Below are 12619 nucleotides of genomic sequence, written 5' to 3'. Positions count from 1 at the left end.
ACTGACCCGCTATATTTTTCTTGGTGGCCACGGAGGTTGGGGTACACCCGATCCCATTCCGAACTCGGAAGTTAAGCCGACCATCGCCGATGATACTGCAGGGGAGCCTGTGGGAAAGTAGGTCGCTGCCAAGATTTATTTTTTAGACCGCGTTTCATTTGAAACGCGGTCTTTTTTTTGGTCTATGTTTTAGTGAGTACGCTATCAGGTGTTTCTATACAATTTGCCCGCTTCAATTGACTTTTCGTTATCTGCTCGGTAGTTAATAATAAATTATCAGAGAGAGGAGATTCTATTGCCTCAAGAATCTAGTTCGCAGCGTACAATTGATCGTTACATACCATTGGTAAAATTTCTAGGCACTTTTTTAGGAAGCAAATGTGAAATTGTTCTACATGATGCTGTAATAAAAGAAAAATCTGTTTTAGCTATTGCGAATGGGCATATTTCAGGAAGGACAGTTGGTGCTCCTTTAACGGATTTGGCTTTGCAATTTCTTGTTACCGAAAAATACAAAGAGTCAGACTGGGTTATGGGGTATCATACTCAGTCAAGCCTTGGTGCTCCTTTGCATTCTGCCACATACTTTATTCGCGAAGATGATGGCTCACTTGCTGGCATGCTTTGTATGAATTTAGAAATATCCGACATTGTTCAAGCACGCGAGCTGTTGAATCGATTTATTGATGCAGCAGGTTTTGATGGATGCCCTAAGGTTCCTGCTGGTGAAAATGTTATTTGTAACTCTAATGTTGAGACTTTTACGGATAATATTGAGGAGCTTACAGAAGGTATTATTCGCAATGTGGTGCATCAGGCGTCTGTCTCACCAGAACGTATGACTACTGATGAAAAGATGGAGATTATGCGCAAGCTACAGGCGCGCGGAGTTTTTCTGCTCAAAGGTTCTGTTGCGTTGGTTGCTGAGGTGCTTGCTGCTTCTGAAGCCACCATTTATCGATACCTGAATAAATTATGATTGTGAGAATTTTTTTTAAAGTTGATAAAAAAAAATTGACTTGAGAAATTATTATCACTAGTAAATGAGCCATAGCACAGCGTGCTATGGCTCATTTGTTTTTTATCTTTAAGGAGAAATAATATGTACAAAGCAGTTAACAGCAAAAATGTTCCTGAAGCTGTAGGTCCTTACTCTCATGGAGCAGAGTTTGGTAACTTGGTTATGACATCCGGTCAGCTTCCTATTGATGCTGCAACTGGCGAAATTCCTGCAACCGCTGCGGAACAGGCTCGCGTTTCATTGGAAAATGTGAAGAAGACTTTGGAAGAAGCAGGTACTTCACTGAATAACGTTATGAAAACAACAGTTTTTGTAAGCGATCTTGAAAACTTTGCTGCAATTAATGAAGTATATGCATCTTACTTCTCCGAACCTTTTCCGGCACGTAGTTGCGTAGAAGTTGCCCGTCTTCCAAAAGACGTGTTCGTTGAAATTGAAGCAATCGCTGTTAAGTAATTACAGCTGGTTCATATAGGCGTTTAGTTAATTGTAACGGATCTCGGCACTGCTGGCGAACGCTGCTGTCTATGTTCGCGCTGACGATCCGTTAAAGAACAAATCCCCATTTATCTCATGCAAGAGGAGTAGTTATGTCGTTTTTCAAACGATTTGGAGAGTTCGGTCTTATTCTGCAATTGCTGATAGGTATTGCCGTTGGTGTTGCTGTAGGTCTTACTGCCGGATCTGGTGTGATGGAAGTTGTGGTTAGCCTTAAATATGTTCTTGGACAGTTCATTTTCTACACAGTTCCACTTGTTATTATCGCGTTTATCGCTCCAGCTATTGTGCGTCTTGGTCAAAATGCCAGCGCCATGCTGTTTACCGGTGTAAGCTTCGCATACCTTTCCGCAGCAGGTGCTGCAACAATGGCTGCAGTTGCAGGCTACATTATCATTCCTCATCTTTCTATTGCCACAGAAGTCGATGCACTTCACGAACTGCCAGAAGTATTATTCCAGCTGAATATTCCACCAGTGATGTCTGTAATGACCGCATTGGTTACTGCTTTGGTTTTTGGTCTTGCAACTGTATGGACTAAAGCACAGACTTTTGAACGTATTTTTAATGATTTTGAAAAAATCATGATGCACGTTGTTAACCGTGTTGTAATTCCAATTCTTCCTTTCTTTATTGCAACAACTTTTGCAGGACTTGCATACGAAGGAACCTTAACTAAACAGCTTCCAATCTTCCTCAAAGTTGTTGTTATCGTAATTCTTGGTCACCTTATCTGGCTTACAGTTCTGTACACTATCGCAGGCATTATCTCTAAGCGTAACCCTCTGGAAGTTCTCCGCCACTACCCACCAGCATACCTTACCGCTGTTGGTACTATGTCCAGTGCTGCAACTCTCCCTGTTTCTTTGGAATGTGCTTCTCGATCTAAAGTTCTTTCTCAGAACGTAGTTGAGTTCATGATTCCGCTTGGAGCAACTGTGCACCTCTGTGGTTCCGTGCTGACTGAGACTTTCTTCGCTATGACTATTTCCATGATGCTTTACGGCACACTGCCTTCCGTTGCTACCATGGCGCTGTTTATCGCATTGTTCGGTATCTTTGCTATCGGTGCACCTGGTGTTCCGGGTGGTACTGTAATGGCTTCTCTTGGTATTGTTGTTGGCGTGCTCCAGTTTGATCCAGCAGGTGTTGCATTGCTTCTCGCTATCTTCGCGTTGCAGGACAGCTTCGGTACTGCATGTAACGTAACTGGTGACGGTGCTCTTGCACTTATGCTTGAAGGCATTTTCAATAAAAACAAAAAGTAACTGTTTGTTCGCGCGCTGCGTGACAGAGAGACGTAATGTCATGAAAAAAGAATGGAATGAATTTATAGCGATTCTGAATCGCGAAGTTGTACCGGCGTTAGGATGCACCGAACCGATCACGGTTTCTCTTGCAGCTGCAAAGGCAGCAGAAGAGCTTGGAGTAAAACCAGATCGCATACTGGTACAGGTAAGTGGTAACTTGCTGAAAAATGGTATGGGTGTTGGTGTTCCGGGAACCGGTATGGCGGGGCTTGGTATTGCAGCAGCTGTAGGTGCGTTAGGTGGAAAATCTTCACTGGCACTGGAAGTTTTGCGTGATTTAACCGATGACGTAGTTGCAGAAGCCAAGCAGTTGCTTACTGCTGGCAAAGTGTCAGTTGAACTCGCGGATACAGATGAGTTGTTGTTTGCACAGGCAAGCGTGTTCAGTGATGATAATGTTGCAACATGCACCATTCAACGACAGCATACTTTTATTACGGAAGTAACAGCAAATAACGAAATCAAATTCACACAGCCGCTTGATGATGAAGAGAACGCAGCAGGCAGCTGGCCATTATCTATGGCTAAGATTCATGATTTCGCTATGAATGTTCCATTTGATAAGATTAATTTCATCCTTGAAGCTGCAAGGCTGAACGAGGCAATTGCGAATGAAGGGCTGGAACACGAATTCGGTCTGAAAGTCGGAAGGTCTATGGATCAGGACATTGCTCTTGGTCTCCGTTCGGATGATATTACATCGTTTGCTACCAGACTTGCAGCAGCTGCATCCGATGCACGGATGGATGGCATCATGCAGCCTGTAATGAGTAACTCAGGTAGCGGCAATCAGGGTATTACGGCTACTATTCCCGTGTTGGCTTTTGCCCGCCGTTTAGAAAAGACAGAAGAGGAAATGGCTCGTGCGCTTATTATGAGTCACTTGACTGCGATTCATCTTAAGCATCATCTCGGAAGACTATCCGCACTTTGTGGTGCAATTCTCGCTGCCACAGGTTCTGGCTGCGGTATAGTAATGCTGCTTGGCGGTTCCTTTGAAGATATTGAGCGCACTATTAAAAACATGGTTGGCTCAGTATCCGGTATGATCTGCGACGGTGCAAAGACTTCCTGCGCATTGAAAGTGGCATCATGCGTCGAAGCTGCAATTAGTTCAGCATTGCTTGCCATGAAAGGGGTAAGCGTACCCGGCAGCGACGGTATTGTTGATGATGATATTGAGTTATGCATCCATAACCTTGGACGTCTTGGTACAGCAGGGATGGCTGAAACCGATAAAATCATTCTTGATATTATGGTGAATAAATAATGATCCCGTAGGGCACTTGCTCAGCATTTTGGGATGCCTCCGGCGGCTCTCCGAGGGTGCTTCTCAGCGGGAGCAAGAGGGACGCCCTCTTGACTGCGAATAGAAAAGAAGCGTTACGTTAGAAGCTTCTGGCGCTAGAAATGTATATACGGGCATGTACGGTATGAAATAAAAAAGGGGTGGCTAATAGCCACCCCTTTTGGTTGTTACTGATTAAAGAATTGAGCGTGCAATAGATTCTTATTTATAATAGGCTCCTACACTTTATTCTTTTTTCTTAAACGGAGGTAAAGTTGCTTCTTGCAAATATTCCTAGCTGACTTCTGTAGCTGTAGTAATCATGTTCGTAAGTTGTTTCTCGCTAAGCAAGACAATCCGTTCTCGATTCCATTGTGGGCAAAAAATGAATGACATGCTGCCACATGACCTTATGCGTAACTGGCTTATTTCTTCGCTTTTAATGTGTACTCCCTGCGCTAATCCCAAGGGACTGATAGTAATTCCGCTCGTATTATAAACAGCGCCGCTGTAGTAAGACCCTACGAAATTAGAAAATGCACAAAAAGCGATTACGCAACTAAAGATAAATATGAGCATGTTAAGTAAATTGATTGTTCTTAGAATTATTCCTAGTTGAGAAATTAATATAGAGCCATAGACTATGGTAAAAAGAATTCCATATCCCCATCTTGCATATTTATTTGCGTAGAGAATAGTGCCTTCTCCTTGCCACCCATAAGCTTTAAGAAAAAATGCTGTTACTTGTTCTTGGAGATTAATTCCAGTGATACGTAACAGTATGCTACTCAAAATAATAAATAAAAAAAGTGCAGCTGGAATGATGAATAAGCATGTAACTATAATTTCGAAGATATACATAATGTTTTCTGTAGCCCTTACCAGTGGTTGTTTATAGTTGACGACTATTTCTCTATCTTTTTGAAATAAATTAAAAGTCGTAAGAATAGACTGGAGAGCGCTCCCTTACGTTTTACTAGAGTAGATTTTTAGGTCTGTCTTGCTGATGTGGCTTGTAACTATATAAACTAATTATAAAATCATATGCCTTCTTTTCCATTGCATGAAAAAAATCTAGCTGCAATATGTTTTCATTACAAATAGTTGAAAACCAATTTTTGTGTCCTCATAATGTGTTCCTCGAATGCCTCCGGCGGCTCTCCGAGGGCGCTTCTCAGCGGGAGCAAGAGGGACGCCCTCTTGACTGCGAATAGAAAAGAAGCGTTACGTTAGAAGCTTCTGGCGCTAGAAATGTATATACGGGCATGTACGGTATGAAATAAAAAAGGGTGGCTAATAGCCACCCTTTTTTATTTCATAATTATCTGTTTTGCGATTCTTTTGACGTTGTTTATTCAAGTAGTCATATAAAAAATGATATGTTGGTATGATGCGTGGACATATCATTTCTGCTGCTTCAAGTGTCCTTTTTTTAGTCTTTACAAAAAGGATAAGTTGTCTCGAGTTTATCGAATTTTGATATGGGAGATCACTTGTCAAAGATCCTGAAGGTGTCGAGATAATGAGCGGGTTACCGATAATAAAAGTTCCGTCAGGTCTAACGTCTAAAATTATAGAGTAGGAAGCTAATTCGTTATATTTCGCTGCTGCCCCTGCTGTTAGGTATATTGCAACAAAATATAAAAATGGATTTCCTTCTATGGTGATTCCTAAATCTGATGCCTTAAGTTGGCCAACAGATATTTTTGTAACATTATCGCATGAAACGGGAAGTAAAATTTCTGCATGTGCTTGAGTTGTCGAACTAATGAGTAGCAGCAGAGAAATGAAAAATGCTGTGATGGTAGATGTGATATGGATCATAAGAAATAACTTACTGTATATCGAATGAAGTTCTTCGATACGTTTCAAGTATGCTGTCATACATAAAGTAAGCTTTTGGTTTTATTTTGGGGCAAACCTTGTGTGCTGCTTCAAACGCTTCTTTTTTGCTTTTGAAAAACATGTGAATCTGCCGGTTGTTGACAGATATTGGATATGGAGTGTCATTAGCAATAATTCCTGCAGGAGTTGATAGGAGAAAAGGTCTGTATTCAACTCTTGTTCCGTCAGGATAGATGGTCGCAATTTGATTTGCATCAGTAAATTTTTTATACTTTGGGGCAGCTTCGGGCTTAAACCGGAAGGCGGTTGGATACACGTACGGATATTCTTTTGTAAGGACAGGTGGGTCTAATGTACTTGCTTGGCAGATAGATATCTTAATGATCTCATCACATGAAACAGGGATGATACTTTGTGCATATGCTAGAGAAGTCGACATTATTACTAGCAGTAGTGAGGTAAAAATTTTCATAGTTAATTCGTGGTAGATTAGGCAATGGTTTAAGTTTTGTGAGTAGATTTTAGGTTTGTCTTGCTAATGTGTTTTGTAACTATGTAAACTAATTATAAAATTATATTCCTTCTTTCCCATTGCATGAAAGTAATCTAGCTGCAATATGTTTTTATTACAAATAGTTGAAAACCAATTTTTGTGTCCGCATAATGTGCGCCCCGAATGCCTCCGGCGGCTCTCCGAGGGCGCTTCTCAGCGGGAGCAAGAGGGACGCCCTCTTGACTGCGAATTAGGGGAGTAGCGGGAAGGGGGAGTAGATATTTCTGCAAATGTGGCTTGATAAGTAAAAAGGGATGGCAGTAGCCATCCCTTTTGGTTGATCCAAATAGTAAGATACATTTTTTCATAATGTATCATGAAGAAGTTTCTTTTATGTAATATGCTTATTGCTGGTGCTTAATTACGCATCAGTATTTCGTTTTTCAATTCGGTTTATAGCTTTTTGGGCAAGTTGCGAAACATTTGAGCAACAGACTGTTCTGTCGTCGAATAGCTCTACGTTTGAGGTGTCATCCAATAATGTTCGCAGTGCAGGGAGGTTTGCTTCAGTACCGAGAAAACCTAATGCCCATGCGGAGAGTCCACGACCTTCGCTGTCTTCGTCCTGCAAGCCCCACGATAATGCTCTGGTCGATGGGAGCATCAATTCTGGATATTTTTTCGCCATCCTTCCAAGTCCCCAATACACTCCTCGGCGAAGTGGCGGGTGGTCGAGATAGTTATCATCATCTGTGGTCTCTCGGACGTATGAATGCAGCATTCTGTTGTATTCATTCGCTAGCACTTTGCTGTTAATCATGGCTTCTGCCATGGCTTCGGCAATACCCCAGCCAATATTTCCAGACTCTTCATTCATATGCCATAGCAGGCGACGCATGATGATGCGCGCTTGCTCAATATCTTCTTTGGCAAGTTTTCCCATCACTAGACCAAATGCAGTAATGGCGCGCCATTTCATTTCTCCACCGAAAAGGAAAAACGACATTAACGGCCCTACTGTTTGTGTTGCAGGGAGTGAAACAATGTATTGCAAAGACTCTTCCCAGTCCGGCTGCTCCAGTAGGGAACGAAGTTCTGTTTTTAATGCACGGAATCTTGCCATATGCGCCTCCGAATCATTTTGTTGTCTTAATAGTAATATTTCCTGATAAGAAAGCAAGCTTTTTATGCAGGTTATGATTGTAATGCGTAGTGCCTCTTTTATTAAGATATAGAATTCGCAATGGAAAAACAGGATAACTGCACCAGTGGGCGCTCGACTCTCTAAAATCTTAGTGTTATATGGCATGTTGAGAAAAAGGGAGTGGCTTAACAGGTTTCTTTCTTTTTGACCCCGCCCGGTTTTTATCTATGTAGGTTGAAACCATTCCCCCACGGGCGGGGGTTTTTCATCATTTATACGTTGCGAAGTTTTTTCGCAGTGCCTAGAGGTGGAATATGGATAAGGCAAAAAAAGAAGCAATACAGGTTACTAAAGAAATTGTGGTAAAGTTTATTGAGACAGGCCGCGTTTCACCTTCTAATATCAGTGAAGTGTTTCCTGCGGTATTTGAAGTTGTTTCTTCTACAGTGTGTAAAGACGAAACGGAAACCGAAGAATAGGCTTGGTAGCACATGCAATGTTCACCAAATGAACATGCCCGCGAAGTTTCCGGCATGTTCAGTCGTATTGCCCGTTGGTATGACTTTTTGAACCATCTGCTTAGCGGTGGGATGGATTTTTACTGGCGGCAGCAGCTTGTAAAGGCAACAGTACCGGGTAAGACGGGGCTGATGCTCGATCTTGCCGCTGGTACAATGGATGTCTCATTAGAAATTGTACGGCGGTACCCGCAAATAAAAGTGGCTGCGCTGGATTATTGTCGTCCTATGCTGACTACTGGTCGTAAGAAGCTGACCAAGGGGCGTGACAGGCGTATTTTCCCTGTACATGCGGACGGCAGAACATTGCCGTTACCGGATAATAGCGTAGATTGTGCAACAATTTCGTTTGGTATCCGAAATATTATTCCGCGCGAGCAAGCATTTAAAGAGCTTAATCGAGTACTTGTGCCGGGCGGAAGATTGTGTATTCTAGAATTTGGTACGGGTAAGCATCCGGTATGGAAAGGATTTTATAATTTGTACCTGAAGAAAATTCTTCCGGCGATAGGTAAAGTTTTTTCCGGTGATGCAGGTGCATACCAGTATCTTGCAGATACTATTATGGCGTTCCCTACAGCTTCTGAACTGAGTGCAGAAATGGTACACGCCGGTTTTGACCGTGTGTATTACAAGCCGATGACATCGGGTATTGTGTATTTGCATGTAGCACAGAAGAAGGCTGAATAGCTGCTGGAAGGCGCAACAAAGCCTGCCGCAATAGTTTTGCAGCAACAAAGCTCTGCCGCGTAGAGGCGAGCAAGTCGTAGCGGTTAGTTACGTTGCGACTAATGGCGTACAAGCCATACAAGCAGAACACCGACAGAAATGGCGGTTAAGCCCATGTAACGCAATGCGTTAGGACCTCGTTCTGCAATTTCACGTAAGTACTTAGGAAGCTTGTCCGCAAAAAGGACATAAGGAAGACCTTCGAGAACAAATGCAAGCCCCAGCGCTGTAAGTAGTAAATTCCAATCGATCTGCATGGAGCCTGTTTTTTCATACACAGGCGGTTAAGTCCAGCAGGTAACGAGGAGAAGACATGGTATCTTTTGAACGGATTGTGTCTGGAGATGTTCCTGTTGCCGTTATCGGTCTAGGATATGTCGGTTTACCTCTTGCTATTTCTTTGGCGAAACATTTTTCAGTCATCGGGTACGACCAGCATGCACAACGGATAGATGAGCTGCGTCGTGGTCATGACCATACCGGAGAGGTCTCCCTAGAAGCTTTGAGAGAGAGTACTGCGTATTTTACTGCTGATCCGCAGCTTTTGGAAAAAGCAGGTGTGCTTATAATAGCGGTTCCAACACCGATAGATGCGCACCATACGCCGGATTTAATACCGTTACTTATGGCTACCAGAACCGTTGCCTCTTTTATGCAGCGTGGATCTGTTGTTGTTTATGAGTCGACCGTATGGCCGGGAGCTACTGAAGAAAAGTGTGTGCCTGTTCTTGAAAATGTATCAGGAATGCGGTTTGGCAGGGATTTTAAAGTCGGATATTCACCGGAGCGTATTAATCCCGGAGATAAAGTGCATACCTTGGAGAATGTCACCAAAATCGTTGCCGGTTCTGATGACATGACCACAGGGCTGCTGGCAGAATTGTATGGCACAATACTTTCTGCCGGAGTGCATGTTACCAGTTCAATAATGGTTGCCGAAGCAGCCAAAGTTATTGAAAACACACAGCGTGACTTAAATATCGCGCTGATGAATGAACTGGCAATTATCTTCAATTCTCTGGGGATAGATACCGGTGAGGTGCTGAAAGCCGCTGGAACAAAGTGGAACTTTCTGCCATTTACCCCGGGTTTGGTTGGCGGGCACTGCATAGGGGTAGACCCGTACTATCTGACATTTAAAGCGGAGTCGTTAGGGTATCATCCACAGGTTATTCTTGCAGGTAGAAGAATTAATGATTCTATGGGCAAGTTTGTCGCTGAATCCTGTGTTAAGGAACTAATTCGGAAAGGTGTTTCCGTTCGTGATGCAAAGATTGGAATTTTAGGATTCACCTATAAAGAAAATGTTCCTGATATCCGTAATACCCGCGTGATAGACATCGTCAGAGAGTTAAAAGAATACGGTATAGAAGCGTTAGTGCATGATTCTATTGCTGATAATGAGCAGGCTATTCGTGAATATGAGATTTCGCTGAGCCATCTTAAACATTTTCAGGAGTTGGATGCCCTTATCGTGGCTGTACCGCATGAAGAGTATTCTTTTATTCAACCCAAACAGTTGGCTAAATGGTTTCGGAATGCCGAAAGTGCCTTGGTGTTAGATGTGAAAGGCTTTTTCGAGCCTGTTGTGATGGAGGCAGCAGGACTAGAACTTTGGAGAATGTGACGATGGCTGGACCTTTGAGAGTAGATTGTAGGAAAGATTGCTGAACTGGGTATTTTGAAGCGAGTTCGCTTCTTAAAAAAATGGAAAAAGGAACACAGCTCATTGTTGCAGCCACGGAAGAAGATCGTAGACGCATTGAGCGTATTGCGAGGCTGCGCGACGCCAGCATAGTCGGGGAGCTTTCGCTGGGTGGAACGCTTGTAAACTTTACTTTGGAAAAAATTAAATGACACTGGTTATTACAACAGCAACTCAAAAAGAGATGAAAGCTGTTCTGCTGGGGTTTAACAGGCGGGGGAAAATAGGCTGCAAATTTCCTTCATTAGGAAATTACTGTGAGCTGCCGGTAAATGAAAAGCTTTGTTTACTGGCTGTTACTGGTGTGGGACCTGTGAATGCAGCGTTGAGTATTGGTAGAATTCTTGGTGAACGCAAGGATGTTACCGGTGTCTTAAACCTCGGGGTTGCAGGGAGCTTTGATTTAGAGCAAGCTCCGCTTTGCAGTGCGGTTGTTGCAGATTCAGAAATTTGGCCGGAGTATGGTCTGCATACTGCGGAAGGTATTGACCCTGAAGGCATTACATTTCCTATCTTGGAATATACCGGAGTTACCGGCACGGTTTCTGTGTGGGACAGAATTGCACTAGAACCGGAAAAAGCGTGCCGCATGCTTAATTTATCTGTCCCTAAGGATTTACTCAAAGGCGCAAGCATGACAGTATCCGGCGTCACCGGAACAGAAGAGCGCGCCCGCATGCTTATAGAGCGCTACGAGCCGCTTACTGAAAATATGGAAGGCTTTTCTCTTGCGCTTGCCTGTTTGCAAGCCGGAATACCTTTCCTTGAGCTTCGCACTATTTCTAACTTGGTGGGATCTCGAAAACCGGAACACTGGAAGCTGGACGATGCGCTTCAAGCTCTTGGCGAAAAAGCCAGAGAGCTTTTTGTTTAGAAGGCATTTTAAAACTATGTGTCGATAGCATCGGCACTACTTTTACAATGGTTTCTAAGACGTTGGATTCACGTTTTTTTTCGATGGAAGCTTTTCTATGCAAGAACTCTTAGAGTACCTTACGTTAAAACAACCGCAGATTAATGCGACGTTGGCGGCAGAGACTGCTCAGCTTAATACACTAGTTCAGCCTGTTGTTTCTCATGTGCTTACTGCCGGAGGAAAAAGGCTTCGTCCTTTGCTTACTCTGCTTACTGCTGCATCTCTCGGGTATACAGATGATGATATCTACCCGCTTGCCTGTTCTGTAGAGCTGCTTCATTCCGCAACATTGCTGCATGATGATATTATTGATGACGCAGAACTGCGCCGCGGGAAACCGGCAGCGCATACGCAATTCGGTAATACTAAAACCGTGCTGGCTGGTGATGTTTTGCTTGCACAGGCAAACCTCGTGGTTGCACGATATAATGACGCACGGCTTACACAGTGCATTGCAGAGGCAATTGTAGAAACCGCAACCGGTGAGATTGAAGAGATTGAATACCTTAATTCAACAAATCATTCTCAGGAAACCTACATAAACATCATTAAAGGGAAAACTGCCTTTTTATTGCAGGCTTCCTGTATTATGGGTGCAATTAAAGCAGGTGGTACTGAAGAACAGATTGCAGCAGCATCTGATTTTGGTATGAACCTTGGGATTGCCTTCCAGATTGTTGATGATGCGTTGGACTTTTCTGTTTCTACTAAGTCTATCGGCAAGCCAGTAGCAGGGGATTTGCGCGAAGGTAAATTGACTCCACCGTTGCATATGTACCTTGATACTCTTGAGGGCGCAGAACGCGAAAGTTTTGTGACTAAGTTCGAAGCAGGAACGTTCTCTGAAGAAGAGGTCTGTTTTGTTGCAGAACAGATTCGCAAACTCGGGTTAGATGATGCAACCCGTGAGCTTGCAAATTCGTATCTGGATAAGGCGCAGCAGGCATTGAATGTTCTGCCAGAGTGTCCTGAGCGAAAGATACTGTTGCAAACTTTGGACTACGTTAAGTCACGTAGCGCATAAAAAATTCAAAGCCGTAGGGGAAACTCTGCGGCTTTTTTCGTTTATGATAGAATGTACTGAAAAGTCGTATTCGGCTGATTTGTGGCGTAGGTAATACTGCGTAACTAATTGTATGGTCATTACAAATT

General features: G+C 43.2%; 14 protein-coding genes and 1 rRNA gene. 11 read left to right on the top strand and 4 right to left on the bottom strand.

Annotation, left to right across the window (positions count from 1 at the left end; all coding sequences use genetic code 11):
* The first annotated feature begins 19 nt into the window (after positions 1 to 19).
* The 5 genes from rrf (at position 20) to N4A56_RS06735 (ending at position 4099) form a co-directional block, all read left to right on the top strand.
* Positions 20 to 134 (top strand): 5S ribosomal RNA (gene rrf / locus N4A56_RS06755).
* A gap of 161 nt (positions 135 to 295) precedes the next feature.
* On the top strand, positions 296 to 979 hold the full coding sequence (locus tag N4A56_RS06750) for a PAS domain-containing protein (RefSeq protein ID WP_293668150.1): 684 nt from the start codon (positions 296 to 298) through the stop codon (positions 977 to 979).
* Between the two features lie 123 nt (positions 980 to 1102).
* Entirely contained in the window at positions 1103 to 1477 is a 375-nt protein-coding gene (locus N4A56_RS06745; RefSeq protein WP_293668149.1) for a RidA family protein, read from the top strand.
* A gap of 134 nt (positions 1478 to 1611) precedes the next feature.
* Positions 1612 to 2787, top strand: coding sequence for a dicarboxylate/amino acid:cation symporter (locus N4A56_RS06740; protein WP_293668148.1), 1176 nt, complete (start codon positions 1612 to 1614; stop codon positions 2785 to 2787).
* 40 nt (positions 2788 to 2827) lie between these two features.
* A complete protein-coding gene (locus N4A56_RS06735) occupies positions 2828 to 4099 on the top strand; it encodes an L-serine ammonia-lyase, iron-sulfur-dependent, subunit alpha (RefSeq protein WP_295545987.1) in 1272 nt (423 codons plus the stop codon).
* Positions 4100 to 5410: 1311 nt separating this feature from the next.
* Here the strand turns inward: N4A56_RS06735 and N4A56_RS06730 are convergent.
* The 3 genes from N4A56_RS06730 to N4A56_RS06720 all read right to left on the bottom strand — a co-directional run bounded on the left by N4A56_RS06730 (position 5411) and on the right by N4A56_RS06720 (position 7578).
* Complete coding sequence (locus N4A56_RS06730) at positions 5411 to 5941, bottom strand: hypothetical protein (RefSeq protein ID WP_295545986.1); 531 nt, start codon at positions 5939 to 5941, stop codon at positions 5411 to 5413.
* Positions 5942 to 5951: 10 nt separating this feature from the next.
* Positions 5952 to 6434, bottom strand: a complete 483-nt coding sequence (locus N4A56_RS06725) for a hypothetical protein (protein ID WP_295545983.1) — start codon at positions 6432 to 6434, stop codon at positions 5952 to 5954.
* Positions 6435 to 6876: 442 nt separating this feature from the next.
* A complete protein-coding gene (locus N4A56_RS06720) occupies positions 6877 to 7578 on the bottom strand; it encodes a DVU0298 family protein (RefSeq protein ID WP_295545980.1) in 702 nt (233 codons plus the stop codon).
* A 335-nt stretch (positions 7579 to 7913) separates the two neighbouring features.
* Here N4A56_RS06720 and N4A56_RS06715 point away from each other — a divergent pair, with 335 nt between their 5' ends.
* Together N4A56_RS06715 and N4A56_RS06710 are read left to right on the top strand one after the other, a co-directional pair.
* A complete protein-coding gene (locus N4A56_RS06715; protein WP_293668154.1) occupies positions 7914 to 8078 on the top strand; it encodes a hypothetical protein in 165 nt (54 codons plus the stop codon).
* A 12-nt stretch (positions 8079 to 8090) separates the two neighbouring features.
* A complete protein-coding gene (locus N4A56_RS06710; protein ID WP_295545977.1) occupies positions 8091 to 8807 on the top strand; it encodes a ubiquinone/menaquinone biosynthesis methyltransferase in 717 nt (238 codons plus the stop codon).
* Between the two features lie 98 nt (positions 8808 to 8905).
* Here N4A56_RS06710 and N4A56_RS06705 read toward each other — a convergent pair whose 3' ends face one another.
* Positions 8906 to 9103 carry a DUF2065 domain-containing protein gene (locus N4A56_RS06705; RefSeq protein WP_293668157.1) on the bottom strand — a complete coding sequence of 66 codons (198 nt, stop codon included), beginning with the start codon at positions 9101 to 9103 and terminating at the stop codon, positions 8906 to 8908.
* A gap of 56 nt (positions 9104 to 9159) precedes the next feature.
* Here N4A56_RS06705 and N4A56_RS06700 point away from each other — a divergent pair, with 56 nt between their 5' ends.
* From N4A56_RS06700 to N4A56_RS06685, 4 genes are all read left to right on the top strand, one after another.
* The gene (locus tag N4A56_RS06700; RefSeq protein WP_295545974.1) at positions 9160 to 10473 is read left to right on the top strand and encodes a nucleotide sugar dehydrogenase; all 1314 of its coding nucleotides are present in this window, start codon (positions 9160 to 9162) and stop codon (positions 10471 to 10473) included.
* An 80-nt stretch (positions 10474 to 10553) separates the two neighbouring features.
* Positions 10554 to 10703, top strand: coding sequence for a hypothetical protein (locus N4A56_RS06695; RefSeq protein WP_293668160.1), 150 nt, complete (start codon positions 10554 to 10556; stop codon positions 10701 to 10703).
* Positions 10700 to 11425: a futalosine hydrolase gene (gene mqnB, locus N4A56_RS06690; protein WP_295545972.1), complete on the top strand. Its 726-nt coding sequence runs from the start codon at positions 10700 to 10702 to the stop codon at positions 11423 to 11425. The genes N4A56_RS06695 and mqnB overlap by 4 nt, the downstream gene beginning before the upstream one ends.
* Positions 11426 to 11522: 97 nt before the next feature.
* Complete coding sequence (locus N4A56_RS06685) at positions 11523 to 12491, top strand: polyprenyl synthetase family protein (protein WP_293668162.1); 969 nt, start codon at positions 11523 to 11525, stop codon at positions 12489 to 12491.
* The last annotated feature ends 128 nt before the right edge of the window (positions 12492 to 12619 follow it).

The organism is Halodesulfovibrio sp. (genome assembly GCF_025210605.1).
In the GTDB taxonomy this organism is placed as follows: Bacteria; Desulfobacterota; Desulfovibrionia; order Desulfovibrionales; family Desulfovibrionaceae; genus Halodesulfovibrio.
The sequence above is the reverse complement of the archived record's forward strand: the minus strand, read 5'-3'. Positions and strand labels throughout refer to the sequence as shown.